This window comes from Aeromonas sp. ZOR0002 (assembly GCF_963866995.1).
Taxonomy (GTDB): domain Bacteria; phylum Pseudomonadota; class Gammaproteobacteria; order Enterobacterales; family Aeromonadaceae; genus Aeromonas; species Aeromonas caviae.
The window spans coordinates 23,200-49,595 of the sequence record NZ_CAWMFQ010000243.1; the positions used below are offsets into that span (position 1 = coordinate 23,200).

General features: G+C 61.9%; 27 protein-coding genes. 12 read left to right on the forward strand and 15 right to left on the reverse strand.

All coding sequences use genetic code 11. The features are described 5' to 3' along the window. Together AACR77_RS13575 and AACR77_RS13580 are read right to left on the reverse strand one after the other, a co-directional pair. On the reverse strand, positions 1-626 hold a 626-nt coding region (locus AACR77_RS13575), incomplete at its 3' end, for a pyrroline-5-carboxylate reductase family protein (RefSeq protein ID WP_231563237.1). Positions 627-748: 122 nt separating this feature from the next. After that, the gene (locus AACR77_RS13580; RefSeq protein ID WP_042864460.1) at positions 749-1,450 is read right to left on the reverse strand and encodes a YggS family pyridoxal phosphate-dependent enzyme; all 702 of its coding nucleotides are present in this window, start codon (positions 1,448-1,450) and stop codon (positions 749-751) included. Positions 1,451-1,489: 39 nt separating this feature from the next. Here AACR77_RS13580 and tapT point away from each other — a divergent pair, with 39 nt between their 5' ends. The 3 genes from tapT to yaaA are packed head-to-tail and all read left to right on the forward strand — an operon-like array spanning position 1,490 to position 4,463. Continuing rightward, positions 1,490-2,524, forward strand: a complete 1,035-nt coding sequence (gene tapT, locus AACR77_RS13585) for a type IVa pilus ATPase TapT (protein WP_010673050.1) — start codon at positions 1,490-1,492, stop codon at positions 2,522-2,524. 23 nt (positions 2,525-2,547) lie between these two features. Continuing rightward, complete coding sequence (locus tag AACR77_RS13590) at positions 2,548-3,657, forward strand: PilT/PilU family type 4a pilus ATPase (RefSeq protein ID WP_042882153.1); 1,110 nt, start codon at positions 2,548-2,550, stop codon at positions 3,655-3,657. 32 nt (positions 3,658-3,689) lie between these two features. Next, complete coding sequence (yaaA, locus tag AACR77_RS13595; RefSeq protein ID WP_042882155.1) at positions 3,690-4,463, forward strand: peroxide stress protein YaaA; 774 nt, start codon at positions 3,690-3,692, stop codon at positions 4,461-4,463. Positions 4,464-4,650: 187 nt separating this feature from the next. Here the strand turns inward: yaaA and srmB are convergent, their stop codons facing one another. Continuing rightward, on the reverse strand, positions 4,651-5,871 hold the full coding sequence (srmB, locus tag AACR77_RS13600) for an ATP-dependent RNA helicase SrmB (RefSeq protein ID WP_041210934.1): 1,221 nt from the start codon (positions 5,869-5,871) through the stop codon (positions 4,651-4,653). Between the two features lie 127 nt (positions 5,872-5,998). Here srmB and AACR77_RS13605 point away from each other — a divergent pair, with 127 nt between their 5' ends. Continuing rightward, positions 5,999-6,709, forward strand: coding sequence for a tRNA1(Val) (adenine(37)-N6)-methyltransferase (locus tag AACR77_RS13605; RefSeq protein WP_010673046.1), 711 nt, complete (start codon positions 5,999-6,001; stop codon positions 6,707-6,709). Positions 6,710-6,898: 189 nt separating this feature from the next. After that, complete coding sequence (gene brnQ / locus AACR77_RS13610; protein WP_039040015.1) at positions 6,899-8,206, forward strand: branched-chain amino acid transport system II carrier protein; 1,308 nt, start codon at positions 6,899-6,901, stop codon at positions 8,204-8,206. 89 nt (positions 8,207-8,295) lie between these two features. Here the strand turns inward: brnQ and AACR77_RS13615 are convergent, their stop codons facing one another. From AACR77_RS13615 to zur, 3 genes are read right to left on the reverse strand one after another with little or no spacing between them, the layout of a single operon-like run. Then, complete coding sequence (locus tag AACR77_RS13615) at positions 8,296-8,523, reverse strand: hypothetical protein (protein WP_039039956.1); 228 nt, start codon at positions 8,521-8,523, stop codon at positions 8,296-8,298. Between the two features lie 5 nt (positions 8,524-8,528). Further along, positions 8,529-8,990 carry a chemotaxis protein CheX gene (locus AACR77_RS13620; protein WP_010673043.1) on the reverse strand — a complete coding sequence of 154 codons (462 nt, stop codon included), beginning with the start codon at positions 8,988-8,990 and terminating at the stop codon, positions 8,529-8,531. Continuing rightward, positions 8,980-9,438, reverse strand: coding sequence for a zinc uptake transcriptional repressor Zur (zur, locus tag AACR77_RS13625; RefSeq protein ID WP_042882157.1), 459 nt, complete (start codon positions 9,436-9,438; stop codon positions 8,980-8,982). Before zur ends, AACR77_RS13620 begins: the two co-directional genes overlap by 11 nt. Positions 9,439-9,574: 136 nt before the next feature. Between zur and dusA the strand changes: the two genes are divergently transcribed. Both dusA and AACR77_RS13635 read left to right on the forward strand, forming a co-directional pair. Further along, complete coding sequence (gene dusA, locus AACR77_RS13630; protein ID WP_042882158.1) at positions 9,575-10,561, forward strand: tRNA dihydrouridine(20/20a) synthase DusA; 987 nt, start codon at positions 9,575-9,577, stop codon at positions 10,559-10,561. 2 nt (positions 10,562-10,563) lie between these two features. Continuing rightward, on the forward strand, positions 10,564-10,713 hold the full coding sequence (locus AACR77_RS13635; protein WP_010673040.1) for a hypothetical protein: 150 nt from the start codon (positions 10,564-10,566) through the stop codon (positions 10,711-10,713). Positions 10,714-10,795: 82 nt separating this feature from the next. Here the strand turns inward: AACR77_RS13635 and AACR77_RS13640 are convergent, their stop codons facing one another. Both AACR77_RS13640 and hupA read right to left on the reverse strand, forming a co-directional pair. Then, on the reverse strand, positions 10,796-11,221 hold the full coding sequence (locus AACR77_RS13640; RefSeq protein ID WP_041215822.1) for a hypothetical protein: 426 nt from the start codon (positions 11,219-11,221) through the stop codon (positions 10,796-10,798). Between the two features lie 113 nt (positions 11,222-11,334). Next, a complete protein-coding gene (gene hupA, locus AACR77_RS13645) occupies positions 11,335-11,607 on the reverse strand; it encodes a nucleoid-associated protein HU-alpha (RefSeq protein WP_005305063.1) in 273 nt (90 codons plus the stop codon). A gap of 338 nt (positions 11,608-11,945) precedes the next feature. Here hupA and AACR77_RS13650 point away from each other — a divergent pair, with 338 nt between their 5' ends. Further along, positions 11,946-12,428: an Rsd/AlgQ family anti-sigma factor gene (locus tag AACR77_RS13650; RefSeq protein ID WP_029313757.1), complete on the forward strand. Its 483-nt coding sequence runs from the start codon at positions 11,946-11,948 to the stop codon at positions 12,426-12,428. Between the two features lie 102 nt (positions 12,429-12,530). Beyond that, the gene (locus tag AACR77_RS13655) at positions 12,531-12,917 is read left to right on the forward strand and encodes a PilZ domain-containing protein (protein WP_042882160.1); all 387 of its coding nucleotides are present in this window, start codon (positions 12,531-12,533) and stop codon (positions 12,915-12,917) included. Positions 12,918-12,970: 53 nt separating this feature from the next. Here AACR77_RS13655 and radA read toward each other — a convergent pair whose 3' ends face one another. Beyond that, complete coding sequence (gene radA / locus AACR77_RS13660) at positions 12,971-14,335, reverse strand: DNA repair protein RadA (protein WP_010673036.1); 1,365 nt, start codon at positions 14,333-14,335, stop codon at positions 12,971-12,973. A gap of 100 nt (positions 14,336-14,435) precedes the next feature. On the opposite strand from radA, the gene AACR77_RS13665 reads away from it, so the two are divergent. Continuing rightward, on the forward strand, positions 14,436-16,811 hold the full coding sequence (locus AACR77_RS13665) for a PilZ domain-containing protein (protein WP_042882162.1): 2,376 nt from the start codon (positions 14,436-14,438) through the stop codon (positions 16,809-16,811). A gap of 56 nt (positions 16,812-16,867) precedes the next feature. Here AACR77_RS13665 and AACR77_RS13670 read toward each other — a convergent pair whose 3' ends face one another. Beyond that, positions 16,868-17,773 carry an alpha/beta fold hydrolase gene (locus AACR77_RS13670; protein WP_041214455.1) on the reverse strand — a complete coding sequence of 302 codons (906 nt, stop codon included), beginning with the start codon at positions 17,771-17,773 and terminating at the stop codon, positions 16,868-16,870. Between the two features lie 28 nt (positions 17,774-17,801). Then, a complete protein-coding gene (gene serB / locus AACR77_RS13675) occupies positions 17,802-18,806 on the reverse strand; it encodes a phosphoserine phosphatase SerB (RefSeq protein ID WP_042882164.1) in 1,005 nt (334 codons plus the stop codon). 193 nt (positions 18,807-18,999) lie between these two features. Between serB and AACR77_RS13680 the strand changes: the two genes are divergently transcribed. Further along, positions 19,000-19,608, forward strand: a complete 609-nt coding sequence (locus AACR77_RS13680) for an AhpA/YtjB family protein (protein ID WP_010673032.1) — start codon at positions 19,000-19,002, stop codon at positions 19,606-19,608. Positions 19,609-19,673: 65 nt separating this feature from the next. Next, positions 19,674-21,929 carry a sensor domain-containing diguanylate cyclase gene (locus AACR77_RS13685; RefSeq protein ID WP_042882166.1) on the forward strand — a complete coding sequence of 752 codons (2,256 nt, stop codon included), beginning with the start codon at positions 19,674-19,676 and terminating at the stop codon, positions 21,927-21,929. Positions 21,930-22,046: 117 nt separating this feature from the next. On the opposite strand, the gene AACR77_RS13690 is transcribed toward AACR77_RS13685, so the two are convergent. From AACR77_RS13690 to deoA, 4 genes are all read right to left on the reverse strand, one after another. After that, positions 22,047-22,832, reverse strand: coding sequence for an RT0821/Lpp0805 family surface protein (locus tag AACR77_RS13690; RefSeq protein WP_231563238.1), 786 nt, complete (start codon positions 22,830-22,832; stop codon positions 22,047-22,049). Positions 22,833-22,964: 132 nt separating this feature from the next. After that, entirely contained in the window at positions 22,965-23,678 is a 714-nt protein-coding gene (gene deoD, locus AACR77_RS13695; RefSeq protein WP_039039949.1) for a purine-nucleoside phosphorylase, read from the reverse strand. A gap of 133 nt (positions 23,679-23,811) precedes the next feature. Continuing rightward, the gene (locus AACR77_RS13700) at positions 23,812-25,020 is read right to left on the reverse strand and encodes a phosphopentomutase (RefSeq protein WP_042882167.1); all 1,209 of its coding nucleotides are present in this window, start codon (positions 25,018-25,020) and stop codon (positions 23,812-23,814) included. Between the two features lie 14 nt (positions 25,021-25,034). After that, positions 25,035-26,366, reverse strand: a complete 1,332-nt coding sequence (gene deoA, locus AACR77_RS13705; protein ID WP_042882169.1) for a thymidine phosphorylase — start codon at positions 26,364-26,366, stop codon at positions 25,035-25,037. Between the last annotated feature and the right edge of the window lie 30 nt (positions 26,367-26,396).

Here is a 26,396-nt window from a genome sequence, read left to right on the forward strand (position 1 = left end):
TGCTGCACCAGCAGGCGAGCCTGCTCCGGCGTAAAGCCCATGGCCTCGGCCTCCTCGGCAATCGCCTGCATGAACAGGAAGAAGTAGGCCGGGGCACTGCCCGCCGCCGCAATGACGCCGTTGATGCCGGCCTCCTGCTCCACCCAGAGGGTCTTGCCCACGGATTGCATCATCTGTTCGGCCACCGCCCTATCAGCCTGCCCGATGGCGGGCGGTGCATAGAGCCCGGTCATCCCCAGCCCCAGCAAGGAGGGGGTGTTGGGCATGGTGCGAATGATGCGATCGTGACCGCCCGCCATCTCCTGCAAGCGTGCGACGCGAATGCCGGCGGCGATGGAGATGAGCAACTTGCCATCCAGCGAGCCAAGCTCGGCCACCAGCGCCGTCAGCATGCCCGCCATCAGCTGGGGCTTGACCGCCAGCACGATCACCTCGGCCTCCCGGGCCGCCTCGGCGTTGTCCTGGGTGATACGGATGCCGAACTGGCTGGCCAGTTCGTCCAGCTTGGGGCGGCTGGGATTGGCGGCGATGATACGCTCTGCCGGGTAACCCGCCTGGATGAGGCCGGCAATGATACTGCGGCTCATGTTGCCTGCCCCGATGAAGGCGAGGGTTCTCTGCTGCATCAAACACTCCTGTTACTGACATCGCAGCGGATGCCGACCCAGCCTGTGCAGGCTGACAGCATCACACGCGCCTGTTTACCTGAAAAAAGCACGACCGGGATGTTTCTCGCCCCGGCTCTTGCTCATGAATAGTCACGGGCCCCGAAGATGGCGGTCCCGACCCGCACCATGGTGCTGCCATGGGCAATGGCCGGCTCGAGATCCTCGGTCATCCCCATCGAAAGGGTGTCGACGCTCGGGTATTGTTGCGCAAGCTCGGTGAACAGAGCCTGCATGCGCGCCATCTGGGCCGCGAGCACCCCCTCGTCGCGGGTATGCTCGGGGATGGCCATCAGACCGCGCAGCCGCAGCCGCTCGCTTTGGGCCACCAGGGAGGCCAGGCGGAAAATCTCTTGCTCCGACGTACCGGATTTGCTGCTCTCTCCGCTAATATTGATTTGCAGACAGATATTTAGCGGCGCGAGCCCGCTCGGTCTCTGGTTGTTGAGGCGTTCGATGAGCTTGTCGCGATCGACACTTTGAACCCAGTCGAACCGCTCCGCCACCAGCTTGGACTTGTTCGATTGCAGCGGGCCGATAAAGTGCCACTCTATGTCTGTACAGGCGTTCTGCTCGCGCAAGGCATCAATCTTGAGTGCGGCCTCCTGGGCGTAGGATTCGCCAAAGCGCCGCTGGCCGGCGGCATAGGCAGCCTGAATGTCCCCCAGCGGCTTGGTTTTACTGACAGCAAGCAACTGGATGTGATCTGGGCTGCGGCCAACACGCCGGGCAGCCTCTACAATACGTTCCTTTACCTGAAGCAGGTGCTGGGCAATCTGGCTCATATTTCGTTCGTAATCTTGTGATGGGAGAATAACAAATCTATGGATATCACAGAGTTATTGGCATTCAGTGTAAAGCATAAGGCCTCGGATCTACACCTCTCGGCCGGGGTCCCCCCGATGATCAGGGTTGATGGGGAGGTTCGCAAGATCAATTTGCCCGCCCTGGATCACCGGGAAGTCCATGCTCTCATTTACGACATCATGAATGACCACCAGCGCAAGGAGCTGGAGGAGAACTTCGAAGTGGACTTCTCCTTCGAAGTGCCCGGCATGGCACGCTTTCGGGTCAACGCCTTCCAGCAGGCGCGCGGATCGGGCGCCGTGTTTCGTACCATCCCGAGCACCGTTCTGACCCTGGACGATCTGGGGGCGCCGGAGATATTTCGCAAGATAGCGGAGTACCCTCGCGGCCTGGTGCTGGTGACTGGGCCCACCGGCTCGGGCAAATCCACCACCCTGGCCGCCATGGTCGATTACATCAATGACAACTTCCACCACCACATCCTCACCATCGAGGACCCCATCGAATTCGTGCACGAGAACAAGCGCTGCCTGGTGAACCAGCGGGAAGTACACCGCGACACCAAGAGCTTCAGCAACGCCCTGCGCTCGGCCCTGCGGGAAGACCCGGATATCATCCTAGTAGGTGAAATGCGGGACCTCGAAACCATCCGCCTCGCCATGACCGCCGCCGAAACCGGTCACCTGGTGTTTGGCACCCTGCACACCTCCTCGGCTGCCAAGACCATCGACCGTATCATCGACGTCTTCCCCGGCTCGGAGAAGGACATGGTGCGCTCCATGCTCTCCGAATCCCTGCGGGCGGTCATCTCCCAGACCCTGCTCAAGCGTATCGGTGGCGGCCGGGTGGCGGCCCACGAGATCATGCTGGGGATCCCGGCGGTGCGAAACCTCATCCGGGAAGACAAGGTGGCCCAACTCTATTCCGTCATCCAGACCGGGATGACCCACGGCATGCAGACCATGGACCAGAGCCTCAAGCAGCTGGTCAACCGGGGGGTCGTCGCCTCCCTCGATGCCAAGGCCAAGGCGGTCGATCCCAATACCATTTAAGCTCGCACACCCAAGGAGTCGCCATGAACATGGATGTTCTGCTCGCCGCACTGGTTGAACAAAAGGGCTCGGATCTCTTCATCACGGTCGATGCCCCCCCGACCCTCAAGGTCAACGGGCGTCTGGTGTCGCTCGGGCCGGCTCCCCTCGACAAGACGACGGCGCTGGCGTTGATCAGGGAGAGCCTGGACGAGACCCACTTCGAGCGTTTCCTGCACACCCGCGAGGCCAACTACGCCATCCAGCGAGGCTCGCTGGGGCGCTTTCGGGTCAGCGCCTTCTGGCAACAGGATATGCCGGGCATGGTGCTGCGCCGCATCGAGACCCGCATCCCCACCTTTGACGAGCTGGTGCTGCCCCCCATCCTGCAGGAGGTCGCCATGGCCAAACGCGGGCTGGTGCTCTTCGTCGGCGCCACTGGCGCCGGCAAGTCCACCACCCAGGCGGCCATGATAGGCTTTCGCAACCAGCACGGTGACGGCCACATCCTGACGGTGGAGGATCCGGTGGAGTTCGTCCATCAGCACGATCGCTGTCTGGTGACCCAGCGGGAGGTGGGGATCGACACCGCATCCTTCGATGTCGCCCTCAAAAACTCCCTGCGCCAGGCCCCGGATGTCATCCTCATTGGTGAAATCCGCTCCCAGGAGACCATGGAGTTCGCCATCCAGTTCGCCGAGACGGGGCACCTCTGCCTCGCCACCTTGCACGCCAACAATGCCAACCAGGCGCTGGATCGCATCCTGCATCTGGTCCCCCAGGAGAAGCACCGCCAGTTCCTGTTCGATCTCTCCTTCAACCTGCGCGCCATCGTCGCCCAGCAGCTGCTCCCCTCCGCTCATGGGCAGCGCCGGGTCGCCGCCTTCGAGATCCTGCTCAACACCCCGCTCGTCACCGACATCATCCGCAAGGGAGAGATGCACAGACTCAAGGAGGTGATGACCAAATCCGGCGAGCTCGGCATGCAGACCTTCGATCAGGCGCTGTTCACCCTGTTCTGCGCCGGCCAAATTGGCTACAGTGAGGCCCTTGCCCATGCCGACTCCGCCAACGACCTGCGACTGCTCATCAAGCTGTCGGGTCGCGAGCAGCTGGGCGCAGGCACTCTCGACAACGTGACCCTGGATGAATGAGGGGCGTGCGTCATCGCTAGTAAAGGACAGTTATGCTGATTGTGGTTTCCCCGGCCAAGACGCTGGATTACGAGTCACCCCTGGTGACCTCCCGTTTCACCCAACCCGAACTGCTGGACCACTCCGCAGCACTGATCACCCGGGCTCGTCAACTGAGCCCGGACCAGATCGCCAGCCTGATGAAGATCAGCGACAAGCTCGCCGGCCTCAACGCCGCCCGCTTTGCCGAGTGGCAGCCTGACTTCACGCCGGCCAACGCCCGCCAGGCGCTGCTGGCCTTCAAGGGGGACGTCTACACCGGTCTGGCCGTAGAAGATTTCAGCGAGGCCGACCTCGACTTCGCCCAGGCCCACCTGCGCATGCTATCCGGCCTTTATGGCGTGCTGCGGCCGCTGGACCTTATGATGCCCTACCGCCTGGAGATGGGGATCCGCCTCGACAACCCGCGCGGCAAGGATCTCTACCAGTTCTGGGGCGACATCATCACTGCGCACCTGAACAAGGCGCTGGCGGCCCAGGGGGACGACGTGCTGATCAACCTCGCCTCCGACGAGTATTTCAAGTCGGTGCGCCCGAAAGCCCTGCAGGGGCGCATCATCACCCCGGTGTTCAAGGACGAGAAGAACGGCCAGTTCAAGATCATCAGCTTCTACGCCAAGAAGGCCCGCGGCATGATGGCACGCCACATCATCAAGCATCGGCTCACCCGGGTGGAACAGCTGACCGGTTTCAATGCCGACGGCTACTACTTCGTACCGGAAGAGTCCGACGCCAATACCCTGATGTTCAAGCGCGCTGAAAATTAATTACACATTCAAGGGAACCAAGTCGGAGATCCTCGGGTCTGACTCTGTGAATCCTCTGTTGTAAGCACTTTTTGTTGGCCGACGTCCTTGCGTCGGCTTTTTTCTGCGCCTCTCTCAGGCCACTCCCCAGGCAGCAGACAGCAAAACGGCCATCCTGGGATGGCCGTTTCAACTGTGCTCGAGGGCATTACTTCTTTTTCTTCTTTGCCGACTTCTTGGCATCCTTCGGCTTTTTCTTCTTCACCGGCACCCGCGCTTCCTTGTGTCTGGGGCGCAGCTCATCGATCACCCGGCGCTTGAGGCGCTCCTCGGTGTAGCGTTCGATCTTGGCGACCATGGCCATGTCGTGGGCTTCCACCAGGCTGATGGCGCAGCCACGGTTGCCGGCACGACCGGTACGACCGATGCGGTGCACATAGACATCCGCGCCGTAGGGCATGTCGTAGTTGATGACATGGCTGACGTTCGGCAGGTCGATACCGCGGGCGGCCACGTCAGTGGCGATGAGGAAGGGCACCTCCCCTTCATGGAACTTGCGGATAGACTCGATGCGCTTGGCCTGCTCCATCTCGCCACGGATCCAGGCACAGGGCACGCCTGCCGCCTGCAACTGGCCGGAAAGCTCCGCCAGTCGCTCACGGGTCTTGACGAAGATGATGGCCTTCTGGGTCTCCGGGTTTTTCAGGATGTGCACCAGCAGAGCCAGCTTGTGGGCGGCATCATCGGCCAGGTGGATCCACTGGGTGATGGGGCGGCGCTCGCTGCGGGGCGGCTCGGCGTGCAGCTCAACCGGGTCTTTGAGGATCTCGCTCGCAAACTTCTCGAGGCCGGCCCCTTCCAGGGTGGCGGAGAAGAGCATGGTGTGCTTGCGGTAGCGCGCCTCTTCCACGATGCGGTTCACGTCCTTGATGAAGCCCATGTCCAGCATCCGGTCCGCTTCATCCAGCACCAGCACCTCGATGTCGTGGCTCTCGAACTCCTCTTTCTCGATGTACTCGAGCAGACGGCCCGGGGTGGCCACCACGATGTCGGTGGTCTTGGTCAGGGCAGGCAGCTGCTCTTCATGGCTGACACCACCGATGATGGTCTCGATGCTGAGATGGGTGTGCACCGCCAGGGCCTTGGCGTGAGCACTCACCTGCAGCGCGAGCTCGCGGGTCGGAGTCAGGATCAGCATGCGGCACGGACCCGGCTTGCGGCGCGGGAAGTCCAGCAAGTGCTGCATCGCGGGCAGCAGGAAGGCGGCGGTCTTGCCGGTTCCGGTCGGCGCAGAGGCCAGAATATCGCGGCCGTCCAGGGCTGGCTCCAGCACCATCTGCTGGATGGTGGTGGGGCGGGTGAATCCCATCTCGGCCAAGGCCCGACTGAGGGCTGGATTCAGGTCGAAATCATCAAAGGACTGGCTCATGGCAATACTCGGTCATTAAGGAAGCGGCAGATTATAGGCGATTATGCCGCCGGCTCCTATGGTGACTGTGGCTTAGCCGCTATAATCGCCGGCCATTTTCCGCGGGCAGGCACAGGAGGAGGGCCGAATGGGGCGCAACAACGGTTTCACGTTCAAGCAATTTCACATCGATCACGACCGCTGCGCCATGAAGGTCGGTACGGACGGCATTTTGCTGGGAGCCTGGGCGCCGGTCGACAACGCCCGTCGGGTGCTGGACATCGGCACCGGCAGCGGCCTCATCGCCCTGATGCTGGCCCAGCGCAGCACGAACGACTGCCACATAGACGGGGTGGAGCTGGATAAGGATGCAGCCATGCAGGCCCAGGAGAATGTGGCGGCCTCCCCCTGGCGTGAGCGGGTCACCATCATAGAGAGCGCCATTCAGGATCACCTCGCCCCCCCTTACGATCTCATCGTCTCCAACCCGCCCTATTTCCCGGCAGGCCAGACACTCCGCGATCCGGCCAGGGCTCTGGCCCGTCATACCGGGGGGCTCGCCCCCAGGGGATTGCTGGCCGCCAGCGATCGCCTGCTGAGCCGTACCGGGCAACTGGCCCTGGTGCTGCCCACGGCGATGGCGGATGAAATTTTATGCATTTCGTCGAGTTATGATCTGTATGAGCGTTGTTATTTGGCTGTTACTACCAGAGAGGGGAAAGAGGCAAATCGTGTTTTATTGCTGCTTGGCAGAGGATTAAACAAGTGTGAGAGGGGTGAAATTGTGATCCATTCTGCCACAGGAGGCTATTCCGACAGATATATCCAACTAACCAGCCCCTTCTATTTGAAGATGTAAATTTTGCCTTGAACTATTTTTTCACATCATTATGCTGACTGCTAAATGAGCGCCCGCTCAAGACCAGTTCAAACCACTGGTCGCGATGAAAAAACCAGCGGGGCTCTTTTTTTACCCCCGGAAAGTGCCGGTCACTGACAAATAAAAAACTATAACAAGCAATAGTTTACAAGACAGACGAGGTTGAACTTGACGAAATCACTCACATTGTCCGATGTACTCGGATTGGGCTTCATGACCTTTGCGTTCTATCTGGGCGCAGGCAACATCATCTTCCCGCCCCTGGCCGGCTTCATGGCGGGTGAGCACCTCTCCCTGGCCATGCTGGGCTTCCTGGTCACCGCCGTGGGCCTGCCCCTCATCACCATCATCGCCGTCGCCAAGGCTGGCAACGGCTGGGCCGGCATGACCAAGCTGCTGCCGACCGGCGTGGCCACCGCACTGGCCGTCGCCATCTACATCATCATCGGCCCGGCCTTCGCCGCCCCCCGTACCGGCCTGGTGGCCTACGAGATGGGCCTCAAGCCCTTCCTTGGCGACATGGGACCATCCGGTCTGGCTGCCTACACAGTACTGTTCTTTGGCGTGGCCATCTTGGTCTCCCTGAACCAGGGCAAGCTGATGGATGCCATCGGCAAGTACCTGACCCCGCTGCTGATGCTGCTGCTGCTGACCCTGGCCATCGGTGTCTTCGTCGCACCGCAAGGAAGCATGCCTGCCGCATCCGGTGACTACCAGAGCACCCCCTTCGTGAAGGGCATTCTGGAAGGCTACAACACCATGGACACCCTGGCGTCCCTGATGTTCGGCGCCCTGATCGTCGACCTGCTGCGCCAGAAAGGCATCCATGACTACCAGAGCCAGTTCAAGTACCTGGCCATCGCGGGCATCATCTCCGCCATCGGTCTCTCCGTGGTCTATGTCTCCTTGTTCCAGCTGGGTAACACCGCTGCCGGCGTCGCCACCGACGTGAGCAACGGCGGTGCCATCGTCAACGCCTACGTGCTGAGCCTGTTCGGCCAACCGGGTCAGTTCATCCTGGCTGCCATCATCACCCTGGCCTGCTTCACCACGGCCGTCGGCCTCATCTCCGCCTGCTCCGACTTCTTCCACAACCTGACCGGCATGAGCTACAAGAAGCTGGTCGTGCTGCTGGGTGTCATCTGCGGCGTCGTGGCCAACGTGGGCCTGAGCCAGCTCATCAGCCTCTCCATTCCGGTGCTGGTCGCCATCTACCCGGTTGCCGTGGCGCTGGTGCTGGTCACCTTCCTGAAGGGTTACTTCGGTCGCCCCCGCCTGGTGTTCCGCTCCGTGCTGCTGGTCGCATTCCTGTTCGGCTGCCTGGACGGCCTGGGCGCCGCCGGCATGAAGATGGATGCTTTCGCCTTCCTGCCACTGTTTGACAAGGGCCTGGCCTGGTTGCTGCCGACCCTGCTGGCCTGTGGCCTCGGTGTCATGGTGCGTGGCAATGGCAAGCTGGCAGCAGAAGCAGCCTGATAACAGAGCTTGACCAAATAAAGAGGCCAGCATTCGCTGGCCTCTTTTTTGTTGGTGCAATCTGATCCATCCGTTGTGGAGAGCGCTCCTCAGAGTACGGTTGCTGGCTTGGGTTTGCCTGCAAGACCGTACCAGTGATGCTCAAACCGGCCCGCATGCCAGCGCAGGGTGCCCCAGGGCTGGTCAGCCTGCCAGCGCGGGAAGTTGATCTCCACGCGGTTGTCTTCGTACTTGTAGAGAGAGGTGCTGATCTCGATATCCGACAGGATAAGCAGCACCACCCCACCGATGACACTCCATTTCAGCATCTTCCACATGGCGATTACTCGAAGCAGATCTCGATGGTGGCACGGCCATACTCCGATTCGAACGGCATCATGATCTTGGCGCCGTCGGCCCGGTGAGTAATGGTGTGATTGGGACCGGAGACGATGACCGGGGTCGCCATGTCGAACTCATAGCCCTTCTCCCCCAGCATGCGTTTGGCGCCGCCCGTCACCATGTTGGTGATCTCGCCCACCATGTCGGTCACTTCCTCGTTGATGGTGGCCGGCGCCTCCCCCAGCATGCGACGCATGATCTCCAATGCCAGCCCCTTCTCGAAGCTGATGGAGAGGGAACCCCGGGTCTGCGGACCCACCATGCCAATCAGGCCGGAGACATCTCCCCGAGCCAGCTCGTCCGTCTTGCGCTTGGGCGCGCCCGGTTTGAGTTCCAGCTGTGCCATGGTGGAGAGCACGTTGAGCAGGGAGAGCAGGAACGGGTTTACAAAATCAGCCTTCATCTTGACTTCCTACGGTAACGGAACAGCGGGCACATTGACCATGGGCTTCTATGGTCTTGTTGGTAATAGTAAAACCATGCTGATGAGCCTGCTCGGAAAAGGCGCCGTCGATGGCGGGATCGTGCAGCTCCACTACCTCACCGCAACGATCGCAGATCAGCAGTTGCATCGGGTGGGCATGGTCGAAGTGGCAGCAGAAGATGAAGGCGTTGAGCGACTCCACCTTGTGGGCAAAGCCCTGTTCGAGCAGGAAGTCGAGCGCCCGATAGACGGTAGGTGGTTTGGCATGAGCCTCGGTCTGCTGCAACTGGGCCAGCAAATCATAGGCACTGATGGCATTGCCGTGGGCGGCAAGCAGCCGGAGCACCTGGCGCCGTGTCGGGGTGAAACGGATCCCGCGCTGCTCGCAGAGGCGCTCCGCTCGTTGTAGAAGTTGGTCTTGATTCATGTTCACGCAGATACCCTGTCAATTAGCCGGATACTATCACAGGGCCCCCAGTGCGCGGCGACAAAATTCATTTTCTGGGGCTGTCTCACGTTGTGATAGAATCCCGCCCCTTGTTTGGCCAACCCGGATGATTTTTATGCAGGCGCAGCGCTTTTCCATCGCCCCCATGCTGGACTGGACCGATCGGCATTGCCGTTATTTCCACCGTCTGATGACCCGCCAGACCCTGCTCTATACCGAGATGGTGACCACGGGCGCCATCATCCACGGTAAGGGCGACTATCTGGGTTACAGCGAGCAGGAACACCCTCTCGCCCTGCAACTGGGTGGCAGCAACCCGGCAGACCTGGCCCGCTGCGCCAGGCTCGCCGAGGAGCGCGGGTATGACGAGGTCAACCTCAACGTCGGCTGCCCTTCCGATCGGGTGCAAAACGGCCGCTTCGGCGCCTGCCTCATGGGCGAACCCGCGCTGGTGGCTGATTGCGTCAAGGCGATGCGCGACGTAGTCGACATTCCGGTCACCGTGAAGACCCGTATCGGCATCGACGAGCAAGACTCCTACGAGTTCTTGCAGGCCTTCATCGAGCAGGTAAGGGACGCCGGTTGCGATACCTTCATCGTCCACGCCCGCAAGGCCTGGCTGAGCGGTCTGAGTCCGAAAGAGAACCGCGAGATCCCGCCCCTCGATTATCCTCGCGTCTACCGGGTCAAGCAGGATTACCCGGATCTGACCATTGCCATCAACGGCGGGGTGACCAGTCTGGAGCAGACTCTTGAACATCTGCAGCACCTCGACGGGGTCATGATGGGCCGCGAAGCCTACCAGAACCCCTACATTCTGGCCCAGGTGGACAATCTGGTGTTCGGCGAGAACCGTGCCGTGCCGAGCCGCCACGAGGTGGTGCGGATGATGCTGCCTTATATCGAACAAGAGCTGACCAAGGGCAACTACCTCTCCCACATGACCCGCCACATGCTGGGGTTGTTCCAGAACATGCAGGGGGCGCGCGCCTGGCGTCGCCATCTGAGCGAGAATGCCTGCAAGCCGGGGGCCGACATTCAAGTGGTGCTGGACGCCATGGCCAAGGTGCCGGAGTTCGCGCCGGCCGACGCGGTGGAGTGATCATGTACCGCTTCACCGGATCCTGGCTGCACAAGGCCCTGGTGCGTCTGTGCGCCGGCCTGCTCACCATTCTCGGCATCAAGCTCAGCGCCTTCTATTTCATCGGGCTGCTGATCGTGCTGGGGCTGCACCGGGACCAACTCCTGGGCTGAACGCCACCTCTCCCGAACAAGAAAAAGCCGGCGCCCCTGCGCCGGCTTTTTTGTCACCACGGAGGTGACCCGACAGTCTAGCTTACTCCTCCTGAACCATGAACTGGAGTTCAGGGGGAGAAGAGGTCAGCACATCGGCGCAGTAATCCCAGGTCGAGATGCGGTAGTGCTGCAAATCTTCATCCAGGTGCAGCCCATCGGATTCCTGATGGAACCAGCTGGCGAAACGGGACGGGGTGATGAGCTGGATCTGCTCCTCGATGGCGTGGCTGTCACGCCCCTCCGCCAGATCGCAGTCCTCCATCACCCGCACCGCGAAGATGTGGCGAAAACTCACCCGACACAGGGGCAACGGAGGCAGATCGATGCTGCGAGCACGCCCCAGCATGACGGTCAGGGTGTCGCTCCAGATATCCTGATGCAGTTCGGCAACGACCAAGCCGGGAGGGAGTTGACGAGAGGGAGCCCAGGGGACGGCTACCTGCCGAATGGCATTTTTCTGTTCCATATCCACCTCGCTACAGCGCATGCCATATCCTGAGTGTATCTGAAACAAATTTTGACGAAGATGGCAAGAAAAAACCCGGCACAAGCCGGGTTTCATTTGATTACAAGACGACCTTATTTGACGGCGTCTTTCAGCGCCTTGCCAGCCACGAAGGACGGCACATTGGCAGCTGCAATCTGGATCTCTTTACCGGTTTGCGGGTTGCGACCGGTACGGCCCGCGCGATGGTTGACCTTGAAGGTACCAAAACCCACCAACTGAACGGCATCGCCCTCTTTCAGGCTCTGGGTAATACCATTGATGATCTCTTCCAGAGCGACTTTGGCCTGAGCTTTGCTCAGGTCTGCTTTGGCGGCAATTGCATCGACAAGTTGAGCTTTGTTCATAACATTTCCTTTATGATCGGGCATTTAGCACCGGGCCACTCTATTCAAAAAAAAACACTCAGGCAAAGGCTTTATCAGCCGGATTGGCTTGAATGCTGGGGTTTTCATCAAGATCTGCGGAAATAGTCACATATATCGCCCCCTTGTCCCCAGGATGGGCGACAGGATGCGAAGCACCGGTGGGGAGAGGCATGCAAATCCCCGCCTGATGTAACAATATCCCTACACTCCTATTGACGGTCAACTGGATTTTCCCTAGTTATAGGAGTGTCGTCAGTCGATGAGAATGACCGGAGGCGTGCGACCCGAGTGCCGCATGCCATGCCCATGGAGGGACTATGTTAACTGAACTGGAAAAAACCAAGCGCGCACTGGCAGGCAAGCATAGAGCAATAGATGACTGGCTGGATGCCAGACAGGCGTTGCTGGTCGAGTACATGCGACTGGCAGGCCTCATGCCCGCCAAGTGCAAGCAACGCACCCTCCCAGGCCATGTAGAACTGCAACGTTTTTGCGAACAACTGGTCGACTACGTCAGCGCAGGCCATTTCGAGATCTACAACCACGTCGTCACCGCCTTTGAGCAAGCCAGCGGGGACAAACTGGAGCTGGCCAAGCGCATCTACCCCCATATCCGTGCCTGTACCGAATTCGCGCTGGAGTTCAACGACAAGTACAGCAACGCCGACGAAGCCCAGTTGCTGCAACTGGACGAGGATCTGAACCAACTCGGCCCCGTGCTGGAGGACAGGTTCAAACAGGAGGATCGGCTGGTCAAGGCGCTGCAGGTGGTGGAATCCCTCAGCCATCAGCAGGTCTGATATTCAATATCGGAGCCAGTTCAATATCCTGGCGTGCCAGCTGGATTACACTCTGCAACATGAAGGATGAGCATCTTGCTCGCACGCAGACCGGAGACGACCATGGCCGAGCGCCGCCACTTTACTCGGATTTTCTATTTGACCGCCGCCAAGCTCACCCAGGGTGAACACCAGTGGCGCACCCAGCTGGTCGATGTCTCCCTGCAGGGAGCCCTGCTGCTCAGACCCGAGGATTGGGTCGCCAGCGAGGACAAGGAGTACGAAATCTGCTTCGTGCTCGGGGGCAGCGACATCGAGATCAAGATGCAAGTCGAGCTGACCCACGAAGCCAGCAAGAAGCTGGGGTTTTACTGCCACCACATCGACATCGACAGCGCCACTCACCTCAAGCGGATGATCGAGCTGAACATCGGAGAGGAGCAACTGCTCCATCGCGAGCTGGAGCAGTTGCTGCAAGAGCACCGAGACCACGTCCCCCCCGAATACTGAGCGGGCGGGCAGAAAAACAAAGGAGCGTTCATACGCTCCTTTTTCATGGTTGGTTACAGGGCCTCGAGGGCATCGGAGAGTTTCTTCACCGGCACCACCTCCATGCCCTCGATGGGATGTTTGGGCGCATTGGCATGCGGGACGATGGCTCGGCGGAAACCGTGCTTGGCCGCCTCCTGCAGTCGCTCCTGACCCGAGGGCACGGGCCGTATCTCGCCGGAGAGCCCCACCTCGCCAAAGACCACCAGATCCTTGGGCAGGGCCTGATCCCGGAAGCTCGACACCATGGCCAGCAGCAGCGCCAGATCCGCGCTGGTCTCCTCGACTTTGACGCCACCCACCACGTTGATGAACACATCCTGATCCGCCATCTGCAACCCGCCGTGACGATGCAGCACCGCCAGCAGCATGGCGAGACGGTTGTGGTCCATCCCCACCGCCACACGGCGCGGATTGGAGAGCTGGGAGTAATCCACCAGCGCCTGCAACTCCACCAGCAGGGGGCGCGTGCCTTCCCAGATCACCATGACGATGGAGCCCGGAGCCTGCTCCTCCCCGCGGCTGAGGAAAATCGCGGAAGGGTTGCTCACCTCCTTCATTCCCTGCCCGGTCATGGCGAAGACCCCCAGTTCGTTGACCGCACCGAAGCGGTTCTTGTGGGAGCGCAGGGTGCGAAAACGCGAGTCGTGCCCGCCATCCAGCAGCACGGAGCAGTCGATACAGTGCTCCAGCACCTTGGGACCCGCCAGGGTGCCGTCCTTGGTGACGTGGCCCACCATGAAGATGGCCACATGATTCTGCTTGGCATAGCGTGTCAGCAGCGCCGCCGACTCCCGCACCTGGGAGACGGACCCCGGCGCAGACTGCACATCCGCCACGTGCATCACCTGGATGGAGTCGATGACCATGATCTGAGGTTGCTCCTGCTGGGCGATGAGGCAGATCTGCTCGACGCTGGTCTCGGACAACATGCGCAGCTTGTCCGTGGGCAGACCCAGCCGACCGGCCCGCATCGCCACCTGTTGCAGTGACTCCTCACCGGTCACATAGAGGGTCTTCATGCGCTGCGCCAGGCCGCACATGGTCTGCAGCAACAGGGTCGACTTGCCGGCCCCGGGGTTGCCGCCGATAAGAATGGCCGAACCGGGGACCACACCGCCACCGAGTACGCGGTCCAGCTCCTTGAAGCCCGAGCTGAAACGGGGGATCTCCGTGGTAGCGATCTCCGCGAGGGTCTGCACCTGGCTGCCGACGGCGCCCGCATAACCGGTATAGCGAGCGCTCTTGCCGGGTGTCGTCACCCCCAGTCGCACCTCGGTGATGGTGTTCCACTCCTTGCACTCGCTGCACTGACCTTGCCAGCGGGTGAAGTCGGCTCCACATTCGGAACAAACATAGGCGGTTTTGTTTTTGGCCATGGATAACTCGGGGACAGGATGAATTCCTGCTTGATATACTTGTTTGCGACCGGCAGATCAAACCCAGAATCGGAAAAGTGACTTTCCGCGGCAGGAATACATGGATTCAGAACAACCACTACATCTGATAGAACAACTTGTCCCCCTGCTCCGGGAAAAGGACTTCGACGAAATCTTCAACCGTCTGACCCAGAACGAAAATACCAACAGTCGGTTCCTGCTGAAGATGGAACTCAAACGTAAGTGCACCCCCTGTCGGCGCGTCATCGACATGCGCAACGAGCTGGGCGCCCTCTGTCAGGTGCATGAGTTCGACGGGGTGACCCACTTCATGCCCGCCGAGGCCATCGAGCTGTTTCAATCCCAGTGCTACCTCTACCGGGACAGCTACACCCTGGGGGTCTACGAGGCGCTGCAAGCCTGGTACAAGCTCAACCAGGGGCGCAGCGACAATCTGGCACTGCCCATCAGCCCGTTTCGTCCGTTCGATGTCAGCGCCATCCCCTTCGCCAGCCATTACGGGCGACAGGAAGAGCGCATGCACTTCAGCTCTCCCATGGTGCTCCAACTCGCCAACGGCGAGAAAATCCTCGCCAAGAGCTCCGACATCTCCCTCGGCGGCATCCGGGTATCCGTGCCCTATCTGCCCGACTACCAGACAGGCGACCTGATAGCCGTCTTTTTCACCGGACTGGAACGCGATCATCCCCATCCCCTGCTGCGTGACCCGGTCAGCTACCAGATCCTGGGGGAGGAGAGAAAAGAGGACAAATTCTGGCTCAGGCTGCTCAAGAACGGCGAGCATCCGGTGTTCGACGAGTTCCTGCGCGACTTCATCGAGCGCAACCGCAGCCGCTATCGCGTCAGCGTCGACTACCTGCTCTCCGCCGCCGTCATCAAGGGGTATGAGCAGTTCTATCTGCCGCGCATGACCGGCATGCCCCTCTATTTCGGCAAGGGCAGCGTCCCCGCCCTCGAGATCGCCCTGCGCACCGAGAACAACCAGCACATTCTCGAATACTGGCGCGACGCCAAGAACCGCGACATGCTCGCCAGCCTCTTCACTGCGGCCCGCATGCCCTCGTTACTCCCAGGCAAAGAGGGGCTGCGCGAGACGCTGATCTACAGCTTTACCCATGCGGTACGCAGCCACCTCTACTTCTTCTCCGCGACCCGGGAGGAGCTGGAACAGAGCGGACTGACCGCGCTCTTCTTCCAGATCGGCGCCCGCCGCCCCAGCTGGCGGGTATACAAGTTCAGCATGGAAGCCTGCACCCTGCGGGAGGCCGACCTCGACAACCCCCAGGGCGGGGCGAGCCCGTTGCAGGACAGGCTGCTGCGCGAGCGCCTGGCCCAGCTCGGATACGTAGGCATGCTGCAGGAGATAAACCTGGACAACCAGCGCGACGAGTTCCAGCGAGAGACGGGTCAGGATCCGCTCAACGCCAACGCCTTGCAGCGCTTTGGCCATGACATCCATGCCGCCCCCTTCGAGATAGAGACGCTGCACTATGTGCAACTGCGCAAGGAGGCGCGCTACATGCACAAGACGGCCATCGTCTTGCATCACAAGGAGCGATCCTGGGTCGGCTGGACCCGAGACATCTCGGCCCACGGCATGCAAATCGAGCTGGAAGAGCCGTTCGACGGGGAGAAGGGAGACATCATCACGGTGGCTCTGCCCCGCTTGCAGGAGCTCGCCAGGAACATGGACCTGCAACGCCTGCCCTATCGGCTGGTCAGCCTCAACCTGAGCAGAACCGTGCTGCATCTGTGCATCGAGGGGACGGCCGAGCGCCATACCGGCCACCAGTTCTTCAGCCTGCTGATCGAAAGCAACCAGAACAAGCTCAAGACCACCCGGGAGTTCAATCGCTATCGCGGCATGGCCAGGGCGCTGCGCAACCTCTACACCCACCACCTGTTCAACACCCCCGTCTATGTGAACAAGCTCAAGGCCGCCCCGAAACTGGCCGCGGCCGGCCTCTCGCCACAACCACGCAGCCTTTCCCGTCTGCTGCGCATCTGTGCCGAGCAGGATCAGCAGTTGAACCTGTATCCCCTGTTCCAGGGGGCGCTGCTCAAGGCCCTGCTGCTCAATCCCCTGCGCGCCATCGAGCGGGAAGACAAGCCGGAAGAGGAGGAGGTCTACATCGCCGCCCTCCACTCCCAGGGGGGAACCCCCCTGTTTCGCAGCCACCTGGCCAGCAGCTTCAGCTCACCGGATCAAAAGCGCCGCTTCATCGAGCTGGCCCGGCAACAGGGCGAGTTCTATTCGGTACTGGTGGGTATTTCGCGCACCGGCCGCCCGGACACCAGCTTCATCGCGGGTGAACTGGACTACATCGCCAAGTTCGCCATTCACAAGGCCAAGAAGCTGGAAGAGGAGCTCTGGAGTGTCGTGGGCGTGGGTGAACTGACCGATACCACCGAGGCGACCCTGTTCCGCCTTGGCATACCATCCGGGCCCCGCTAACCAGCAGGGCCGGGAGACAACAAAAAACGGGCACGCAAGCGCCCGTTTTTTGTCTATCAGGCAGCCTGGGGGTTGCGCAGCCAGGCGAGGATGTCGGGGAAGTGATCCTCCTGTGCCTGGGGGGCCGTCAGCATGTTGATGTGGTCGTAATCGAGGCGGTTGCCGTTGTCCCGCCCGAGGCGGGTGTGGCGGGCGGCCGAGCCCATCTCGTCGCTGAAGCGGCGCACGTCGACGGGGTGGCCAAGAACCTTGTCCGCCTTGGCGGAGATCATCCAGAGCGGGGGCCAGTTGACCCGGCTCGCCGCCTCGTCATAGGCGAAACCGTCAAAGGGATCCTGCCAGGGCCCGCACTTGACCCAGGGGATGGTCTCCTGCAGGTAGCGCAGGGGCTCATCATCGGCCCCTATCTTCAACCGGCGGGCGGCCAGAAACCCCCGGCGGCGCGCCAGCCAGGGGGCGAGCCGGTTCCAGATCAGATCCACCTTCAACCAGCGCTCCGGGTTCTGCACCGAGACCCCCCGCTTGGTGCCGAAGAACACCAGGCTGGCAACCTGCTCCGCCAGCTCGGGGAAGCGCACCAGGGTCGAGGCCATGATGACGCCGCCCCAGGAGTGGGCCATCCAGTGCACCCGGGCACCGGCATGGCGGGCCGATACCCAGCGCTGCAGGGCGGGAAGATCCTCGGTGATCAGCTCATGCTGGCCGTGGCCGGCCCGCTCGGCGATGGTCGGTGTGCTCAGACCCCGACCACGCAGATCCGCCACATAGACCTGATACCCGTGGCGAGCCAGAAAGCAGGCCAGCCCCTTGCCCGATTCGGTGTAGAAGATGCGGCCGTTCTCGATGGCCCCGTGCACCATCAGGATGGGGTCGGCATGCACCGCGACACCGGGCTGGATATGGCGCACATGGAGTCGATGCTCACCGCAGGGGACAAACAGGGATTGCTGTAACAGTTCCATCTCGTGATCGGCTCCTCCTTGAGCGGGATCAGCACCAGCGTCGGTCGCGACAAGCCAGGGCGCCGAGCAGGCAGAGCACCCCTTCCAGATCGTGGTGATTGAGGGTCGCCGCCGCCTGGGCACGAACCAGGGGTTTGGCATGAATGGCAATACCAAGCCCCGCCACCCCCATCATCTTGAGATCGTTGGCACCATCGCCGACCGCGACCGTCTGGGATGCAACCACCCCGTACTCCGAGGCCAGCTGTTGCAGCGCCTCGGCCTTGGCGGCGGCATCGACGATGGGGCCGCTCACCTTGCCGGTCAGCAGGCCCCCTTCCACCGCCAGCTCGTTGGCGAAAATGGCATCCAGACCCAGAGCACGCTGCAACTCGCCGGCAAAACGGGTGAAGCCACCGGAGGCGATCGCCACCTTCCAGCCAGCCTGCTTGAGGGCATCGACCATGAGTGGCAGGCCCGGCATCCAGGGCATGTCGGCCGCCACCTCGTCGAGGATGGTGACCGGCGCCCCTTCCAGCAGCGCCACCCGGGCACGCAGACTGTCGGCAAACTCCAGCTTGCCCTGCATGGCCGCCGCGGTAACGGCCGCCACTTGCTCACCGACCCCGGCCAGCCGCGCGATTTCGTCGATGCACTCTATCCTGATCGCGGTGGAATCCATGTCCATCACCAGCAGACCGGGCTCACTCAGGGTAGGCAGGGCGGCCAGATGACACAGGTCGATGTCCCACTCCTGGGCTTTGAGCGCCTGCACCAGCTCGGGGGAAAAGCGGTTGGTGCCAAGCAGCAGCAGTGGAATGCCGGCCTGTTCCCCTGCGGGATAGAGGCTTGACTCAAGCCCCAGGGCATCCAGCTGCTGGGCCAGGCGGGCCAGATGACCGGCCTCCAGCCCCTTGCCAAACAGGACAATCCAGGCGCTGTCGTGGGCGTTGGCCGCGGGCAGCAGGGCTTCGTTGGTGAGCTGCCAGCAGGGGGCACAGCTCAGGGCCCCGGACCAGTCGTGCAGGGAGCAGGGAAGTTGGGACAACAACATAAGAGAGACGCCTTCCTTGGAAATCATGGGGTTCATCATGCGGGCCCAGAGTAGCGTATTGCTTTTTGTACAGGCAAGCGCCAAGATCCCGCCTGCGGTGCGGGCAGACATGGAAACAGACCACCCTGTTTCCCGCTTCGCGGCACCGGGGCACCAGCCAGCCCCGCTCATCCATTATCAGAGGCCCGGTTCTGTGCGTCATCTTCCCATCAAACGTGTTGTCAGCCTGGCGGCGGGAGTCCTGCTCGGTCTCTGGGTGCTGGTGCTGCTCATCCACATGCAGGGAGAGAGCCAGGCCGCCCTGCACGCGGCGGCACGGGACAGGGCACAGGCGCTGGTCGCCTATGCCGCCCGGGACATGCGCCGCTGGATCAAGGAGGACAAGGAGAGCGAACTGGAGAGACTGGCGCAGGATCTGGCCGCCGAGCCTGACATTCTGGATGTCACCCTCTACGACGCCCGCGGCATTCCCCTCGCCCAGTCGGACAACGCCCTGCCGCTGGACAGCCTGCTGCCCATCGGCAGCGACAACAAATCCCTGCCGGAGCAGGGCAAGGGGCGCATCCAGTTTGTCCAGGAGATCCAGGACGGAAACCTGACCCTGGGCTATCTGAGGATCACCCTGGAAGAGCAGAAACTGCTGGCCGCACAAGATACCCATCTCAAGGTCAACCAGGAGAAACAGCGCCTGATGTTGCTGGTGATGCTGCTGGCAGGCCTGCTCATCTCCTACGGGGTGCGTCGCAACTACATGCGGGTGCGCAAGCACAAGAAACAGAGCAAACCCGCCGCTCCGCAATAAGCGGGAGTGGATCACATCCTCCGGCTTGTATATAACACTGGCAAGATCACTGGCAGGAGAGCCACATGATTGCCCCCCCCTTGCCGCTGGATGAACACAGTCGACTGGAACGACTGCGCATCCTCGGCCTGCTCGACCACGAGCCCATCGATCAGCTTGATCGCCTCACCCGGCTCATCACCCGACATTTCGCACTCCCCATCGCCATGGTCTCCCTGACCGACGTGAACAGGCAGTGGTTTCTCGCCCGCACCGGGGTCGATATGTGCGAGATCAACCGGGAGCACTCCTTCTGCGGTCATGCCATTTTGCGTCCCGAGATCATGCAGGTACCGGATGCCAGACGGGATCTCCGCTTTGCCGACAATCCGCTGGTGACCGATGATCCCGGCGTGGTCTTCTACGCCGGTCGACCCCTGCGCGCCCTCGATGGCGTGGTGCTCGGCACCCTCTGCCTGGTGGACCATGTGCCGCGCCATCTCGACGAAGATGCCTGCCGGGATCTCGACGACTTCGGCCGCCTGGTGGAGAACACCCTGCACGATCTGGAGCGGCGCCACCAGGTGCGCACCCTCAACCAGGTGCTGGAAGACAAGGAGCATCTCTTCACCCTCACCTTCAACCAGTCGTCGGTGGGCATGGCCCTCTCCTCCCTTGAGGGGAAATGGCTGAGAGCCAACCCGGGGCTGGAGCGGCTGCTCGGTTACAGCGAGCACGAGATGCTGAGCCGGACCTGGCTCGCCATGACCCATCCCGAAGATCTGCAGCGGGAGCAGCCCCTGTTCGATGCCCTGATCGCGGGGCAACGGCAGGATTACCGGCTGGAGAAGCGGATGATCCGGGCCGATGGCACCCAGTGCTGGGTCCAGCTCAGCGTGACCCTCTGCCAGAGCCGCACCATGGCCCCCCACATGATCGCCGTGTTCGCCGACCTCACCGAGCGCAAACAGGCCGAAGCCGAACTCGTGCGGCTGCAGCAAGGGCTCGAGCAGCAGGTGCAGTCACGGACCAGTGAGCTCTCCTGCACTGTGGAGCAGTTGCATCAGGAAATGCACGAGCGCGGCGCCATGCAGCAGCAGCTGTGGCAGGAGCAGCGCCGTCTGCAGCACATGCTGGAGCACACCAGCAATGCCTTCCTCGAGCTCGATGCCGATTTCATCATCACAGGCTGGAACCCGGCCTCCACCACCCTGCTCGGCTGGCACGCCGACGAGATGCTGGGCCGCTCCCTCTCAGGGCTGCTTGGCGCCGATCACCCCCTGCTGAGCCTGTCAGGCAACCCGCAGAGTCCGCCACGGCGGCTGGAATGCGACATCATCACCCGCACAGGCCGGCACATCCCGGTCGAGGTGATCGCAGAGCGCTACCAGTTCGACGGCAAGGTGCGCCTCGCCCTCTTCCTGCACGACATCTCCGCCCGCCGCCAGGTGCTCGCGGAGATCGAGCGTGGCCGGGCCCGGCTGCGGGCCATCACCGATGGCCTGCCGGTCACCATCAGCATGGTGTCACCCGAGGGGCGTTACCTCTTCGCCAACCAGGCCTATTGCCGCTACTTCGGGCTCGATACCGAACAGATGCGGGAGATGAGCGTGCGGGACGTCATCGGCGAGGAGGCCCACGACAGGGCCATGGCCTATGTGGCAAAGGCCCTCGCCGGTGAACAGGTGAGTTTCGAGCGCCGCTTCGATCTGCCCATAGGCCAGCGTGACCTCAGGATCACCATGATCCCGAGCCGGGGCGACGAGCCCGGGGTCTACATCCTCGGCAGCGACATCACCGAGTTCAAGGCGCTGCAAAGCCAGCTGGAACACGAGGCGGCTCACGACCCCCTCACCGGCCTGCCCAACCGGCGCGCCTTCACCCTGCGCCTCTCCCGGGAGCTGGAGCGGGTACGTCAGAATGCCGAGACCCTGGGGCTGCTGTTCCTCGATCTCGACGGCTTCAAGGGGATCAACGACAGACTGGGCCACCATGTCGGCGACGCCCTGTTGCAGCGCTTTGCCCAGGTGCTGAGTGCCGAGGTGCGCCCGGGGGACATGGTGGCACGCCTGGCCGGCGACGAGTTCACCATCATACTGCCTGCCCTGCGCCAACCCGCGCAGGAGCTGCCTGCCCTGTGCGAGCGACTGCTGGCGGCCATGGCGGTTCCCGGGGACGTGGCCGGTCACCGGCTGCCCCTTGCCGGCAGCATAGGGGGGGCCCTCTGTCATTCGGGCCAGTATTGTCACATCGACGATCTGCTGCACCGGGCCGATGCCGCCATGTACCAGGCCAAACAGGCGGGCAAGGGGCGCTTCGCCCTCGATCTCAGCACGGCATAAGGGGCTGTCAGCCCCCAAAGCAACGGGGAAGCCTCATGCCTCCCCGTTTCTTGACCCACTCCCAGTTCCCCGCAGCTTGGCAGATCGGGAGTCAACGCCCCTCTAACCTGCTGGCTTTCAATCCGAAACGATCTCCCAGGAGCCGTCAGGCTTCTGGCAAGCGGTACCGAAGGCATCCTCCTTCTTGCCCCCCACCGTGATGGTCTGCTGGAATTCGCGGCAGTAGCGGCCACTGCTGCTGGTCCCTTCCCGCACCGCAGTCACCGAGCCGGAGGCGTCACCATTACTCCAGGTGACGGGATCGTTCAGGGGTGCCGTGGTCGCCTTGACCTGGGCAGCCTCGTGCTCCCGCTGCTGCTCCTCATTGATGTTGTCGAGGATCTTCAGGGTAATGGCGGTGAAGGCCAACCACTTCCAGGCATCGTTGTCGTCGTAATAACTGCCATAGCCCCCATACCAGTGGCCATAGGGACGAACCACCACCACGTCGTGATAGACACGGCGCCGATTCGGTGGCACGACGATATTGTTGTGGTGATTGTCGATGACCAGGTTGTTGCCCCTGATGTCACGACTATTGTCGATGTGGCGGTTGTCCAGCTGATGGTTGCCCTCGACATGGCGATCCTGTATCTGACGCTGGTTGACATGAACCGGCCGGGTCGCCTTGTCCCGCGCCCTCACATTGCCCCACCCCTCGTTGAATTTTACCGACTCCCGATTGGCCTGACGGGGCACGGCCCTGTGCTGCACCACGTGGGGCTGGGATACCCGCTGCGGCGCCGACCTGTGCTGGGGCATGTGCTGGCCCCTGCCCTCCAGCGCCAGCGCCTCCTGCCAGAGCGTCGGGACTATCAACATCATGGCAAGCAGCAGCGGAGGCAGGATATATATTCGTTTCATGGTGTTAGCCTCATGAGGAGTTGCCCGAAAGTATAGACAGCGCAACTCGCCAGCTGAGTTTTCCATCCCGATGAGGCATAAAAAAACGGCGACCCCTGGGTCGCCGTTTTTGCGTGGAGCCGAAGCCTGGGATCAGTCACCCAGCAGGACGGAGTCCAGCGCGATTTCGATCATGTCGTTGAAGGTCAGCTGACGCTCTTCGGAGGTGGTCTGCTCACCAGTACGGATATGGTCGGAGACGGTGCAGATGGTCAGCGCCTTGGCACCGTACTCTGCGGCCACGCCATAGATACCGGCGGCTTCCATCTCGACACCCAGGATGCCGTATTTTTCCATGACGTCGAACATGGAGGGGTCGGGGGTGTAGAACAGATCGGCGGAGAAGATATTGCCCACGCGCACGGCCACGCCCTTGTTCTTGGCGGCCTGAACGGCATTGGCCACCAGGTCGAAGTCGGCGATGGCGGCGAAGTCGTGGTCCTTGAAGCGCAGACGGTTCACTTTGGAGTCGGTGCAGGCACCCATGCCGATCACCACGTCACGCAGTTTCACGTCTTCACGCACGGCACCGCAGGAGCCCACGCGGATCAGGGTCTTCACGCCGTAGTCGGTGATCAGCTCTTTTGCGTAGATGGAGCAGGACGGGATGCCCATGCCGTGGCCCATGACGGAGATGCGACGACCCTTGTAGGTGCCGGTGAAACCGAACATGTTGCGCACGTCGCACACCTGCTCGACGTTCTCCAGGAAGGTTTCGGCGATGTACTTGGCACGCAGGGGGTCGCCCGGCATCAGCACGGTATCAGCAAAGGCGCCATCTTTCGCATTGATATGAGGAGTTGCCATTCTCTTTATTCCTTCACACTAGGTTGAGTTTTATTGTCTTTATGGATTGTCCGCTGCCTGCGCGGCGGCGGTACATTACAGGAAACCGGGGCCCTGTGGCACCCCGGGCAGGCGAACCGGCCCGGGGTCACCATCACATGAAGCTGGTACCGTATTGCAGCTTGGGCAGGCCGTGGTAGGCCGCGATGCTCTGGCCGATGTCGGCGAAGGTCTCGCGACGACCGACTGAGCCCGCCTTGACCGGCTTGCCGTAGAACAGTACCGGAATGTATTCGCGGGTGTGGTCGGTACCACTCCAGGTCGGGTCACAGCCGTGGTCGGCGGTCAGCACCACCACGTCGCCATCCTGCAGCAGGTCGAACAGCTCCGGCAGGCGGGAGTCGAAATACTCCAGCGCATCGGCGTAGCCCTTCACGTCACGACGGTGACCGTAGGAGGAGTCGAAGTCGACGAAGTTGGTGAAGACGATGGTCTGGTCACCGGCCGCTTTCACCTCTTCCAGAGTCCTGTCCCACAGCTCGGTCAGACCGGTCCCCTTCACCTGCTTGGTGATGCCCTGCTGGGCATAGATGTCGGCGATCTTGCCGATGGAGACCACCTGGCCACCCGCTTCCTTCATGTAGTCCAGCACGGTCGGTGCAGGCGGCAGCACGGAGTAGTCGTGGCGGTTGCCGGTGCGCTTGAAGTTGCCCTTGCCGCTGCCCACGAACGGACGCGCGATGACGCGGCCGATGTTGTAGGGCTCCAGCAGCTCGCGCACGATGTGGCACAGCTCATAGAGCTTCTCGAGGCCATAGGTCTCTTCGTGGCAGGCGATCTGGAACACGGAGTCGGCAGAGGTGTAGAGGATCGGCTTGCCGGTGCGCATGTGCTCTTCGCCCAGATCGTCCAGCACCTGGGTGCCGGAGGCGTGGCAGTTGCCCAGATACCCGGGCAGACCGGCCTTCTCGACGATGGCATCCAGCAGCTCCTGCGGGAAGCTATTGTGATGGTCGTGGAAATAACCCCACTCGAACAAGACGGGCACGCCGGCAATCTCCCAGTGACCGGACGGGGTGTCCTTGCCGGAGGAGAGCTCCTGGGCAAAGCCGTAGGCACCGATCACCTCGACATCCTTGTTCAGTCCGGCCGGGAAGGTGCCGCTGGCGAGTTCGCCCGCGTGGCCCAGACCCAGCTTGCTGAGGTTTGGCAGGTTGAGAGCGCCACGGCCCTCGATCTCACCGGCGGCGCACGCCTTGGCGATATGGCCAAGGGTATTGGCACCCACGTCGCCGAACTTGTCGGCATCGGCGGCAGCACCAATACCGAAAGAGTCCATCATCAGAATAAAGGTACGTTTCATGGGACTTCCCCTTGTTACAAATCAGCCAGACCGATGCGACGGTAAACCTCGGGCAGCGCCTCTGGTCGGGTGTCGCCGATCTTCACGGCAGCCTGCACCATGCGGGCAGCCTCGGCAAATTGAGCTTCTGTCTGAGCGTGGATCAGGGCGAGCGGCTTGTCAGCATCGACGCTCTGACCCAGGCGGATAAAGTCGGTCAGACCGACGGCATAATCGAGTTTGTCGGCGGCGGCGCGGCGACCGCCCCCCATGGCGACCACCGCCAGGCCTAGTTCACGGGTATCCATCGCGGTGACGAATCCGCTGTGGGCCGCGTAGACGGGGCGCACGATGGCGGCTTTGGGCAGGTAGGCGTCGTAGCGCTCCATGAAGTCGGCGGGACCACCGAGGCCGGTCACCATGCGCCCGAAGATCTCGGCTGCCTTGCCATTGTCCAGCACCGCTTGCAGCTTGGTGCGGGCATCGCCGTCATCGCTGGCAAGACCGGCGGAGATCAGCATCTCGGCGCACAGGGCCATGGTCACTTCGTGGATGCGCGGGTTGCGATACTCACCGGTCAGGTAGCGCACCGCTTCGCGCACTTCCACGGCGTTGCCGGCGCTGGAGGCCAGCACCTGGTTCATGTCGGTCAAGAGTGCTGAAGTACGGCAGCCGGCACCGTTGGCCACGGCGACGATGCTCTTGGCCAGTTCCTCGGAGGCTTCAAAGGTCGGCATGAAGGCGCCGGAGCCCACCTTCACATCCATTACCAGGGCTTCGAGCCCGGAGGCAAGCTTCTTGGAGAGGATGGAGCCGGTGATCATGGCAATCGACTCGACGGTGGCGGTGATGTCCCGTACCGCATAGATACGCTTGTCCGCCGGGGCGAGATCGCCGGTCTGGCCGATGATGGCGACACCCGCCTCTTTCACCACTTTCAGGAAGCGGTCGTTGTCGACCGAGGTCTCGTAGCCGGGAATGGCGTCCAGCTTGTCCAGGGTACCGCCGGTGTGACCGAGACCACGGCCGGAGATCATGGGCACGAAACCGCCGCACGCAGCGACCATCGGGCCCAGCATCAGGGAGACGACGTCACCCACACCGCCGGTGGAGTGCTTGTCGACGATGGGGCCGCCCAGGTTGAGGTGGTCCCAGGTCAATACCATGCCGGAGTCGCGCATGGCGCAGGTCAGGGCAACCCGCTCATCCATGGTCATGTCCTTGAAGTAGACCGCCATGGCCAGGGCCGCAATTTGCCCCTCGCCGATGGTGTTGTTGGTAATGCCCTGAACGAAGAATTGAATCTCTTGGGTACTGAGCGCTTCACCGTTGCGCTTCTTGCGAATAATTTCTTGAGGCAAAAACATCTTTCATTCCCTCCGTGCATCACGACTGTG

Excerpts from the sequence above, each read along its gene's own strand:
- AACR77_RS13700 (WP_042882167.1), bottom strand. The coding sequence starts at position 25,020 with ATGAAACGTACCTTTATTCTGATGATGGACTCTTTCGGTATTGGTGCT.
- AACR77_RS13650 (WP_029313757.1), top strand. The coding sequence starts at position 11,946 with ATGTTAACTGAACTGGAAAAAACCAAGCGCGCACTGGCAGGCAAGCAT.
- yaaA (WP_042882155.1), top strand. The coding sequence starts at position 3,690 with ATGCTGATTGTGGTTTCCCCGGCCAAGACGCTGGATTACGAGTCACCC.
- AACR77_RS13615 (WP_039039956.1), bottom strand. The coding sequence starts at position 8,523 with ATGTGGAAGATGCTGAAATGGAGTGTCATCGGTGGGGTGGTGCTGCTT.
- AACR77_RS13640 (WP_041215822.1), bottom strand. The coding sequence starts at position 11,221 with ATGGAACAGAAAAATGCCATTCGGCAGGTAGCCGTCCCCTGGGCTCCC.
- serB (WP_042882164.1), bottom strand. The coding sequence starts at position 18,806 with ATGTTGTTGTCCCAACTTCCCTGCTCCCTGCACGACTGGTCCGGGGCC.
- radA (WP_010673036.1), bottom strand. The coding sequence starts at position 14,335 with ATGGCCAAAAACAAAACCGCCTATGTTTGTTCCGAATGTGGAGCCGAC.
- AACR77_RS13590 (WP_042882153.1), top strand. The coding sequence starts at position 2,548 with ATGAACATGGATGTTCTGCTCGCCGCACTGGTTGAACAAAAGGGCTCG.
- AACR77_RS13670 (WP_041214455.1), bottom strand. The coding sequence starts at position 17,773 with ATGGAACTGTTACAGCAATCCCTGTTTGTCCCCTGCGGTGAGCATCGA.
- deoD (WP_039039949.1), bottom strand. The coding sequence starts at position 23,678 with ATGGCAACTCCTCATATCAATGCGAAAGATGGCGCCTTTGCTGATACC.
- AACR77_RS13665 (WP_042882162.1), top strand. The coding sequence starts at position 14,436 with ATGGATTCAGAACAACCACTACATCTGATAGAACAACTTGTCCCCCTG.
- AACR77_RS13620 (WP_010673043.1), bottom strand. The coding sequence starts at position 8,990 with ATGAAGGCTGATTTTGTAAACCCGTTCCTGCTCTCCCTGCTCAACGTG.
- AACR77_RS13635 (WP_010673040.1), top strand. The coding sequence starts at position 10,564 with ATGTACCGCTTCACCGGATCCTGGCTGCACAAGGCCCTGGTGCGTCTG.
- deoA (WP_042882169.1), bottom strand. The coding sequence starts at position 26,366 with ATGTTTTTGCCTCAAGAAATTATTCGCAAGAAGCGCAACGGTGAAGCG.
- AACR77_RS13690 (WP_231563238.1), bottom strand. The coding sequence starts at position 22,832 with ATGAAACGAATATATATCCTGCCTCCGCTGCTGCTTGCCATGATGTTG.
- AACR77_RS13580 (WP_042864460.1), bottom strand. The coding sequence starts at position 1,450 with ATGAGCCAGATTGCCCAGCACCTGCTTCAGGTAAAGGAACGTATTGTA.
- dusA (WP_042882158.1), top strand. The coding sequence starts at position 9,575 with ATGCAGGCGCAGCGCTTTTCCATCGCCCCCATGCTGGACTGGACCGAT.
- AACR77_RS13685 (WP_042882166.1), top strand. The coding sequence starts at position 19,674 with ATGATTGCCCCCCCCTTGCCGCTGGATGAACACAGTCGACTGGAACGA.
- AACR77_RS13605 (WP_010673046.1), top strand. The coding sequence starts at position 5,999 with ATGGGGCGCAACAACGGTTTCACGTTCAAGCAATTTCACATCGATCAC.
- zur (WP_042882157.1), bottom strand. The coding sequence starts at position 9,438 with ATGAATCAAGACCAACTTCTACAACGAGCGGAGCGCCTCTGCGAGCAG.
- tapT (WP_010673050.1), top strand. The coding sequence starts at position 1,490 with ATGGATATCACAGAGTTATTGGCATTCAGTGTAAAGCATAAGGCCTCG.
- srmB (WP_041210934.1), bottom strand. The coding sequence starts at position 5,871 with ATGAGCCAGTCCTTTGATGATTTCGACCTGAATCCAGCCCTCAGTCGG.
- AACR77_RS13655 (WP_042882160.1), top strand. The coding sequence starts at position 12,531 with ATGGCCGAGCGCCGCCACTTTACTCGGATTTTCTATTTGACCGCCGCC.
- hupA (WP_005305063.1), bottom strand. The coding sequence starts at position 11,607 with ATGAACAAAGCTCAACTTGTCGATGCAATTGCCGCCAAAGCAGACCTG.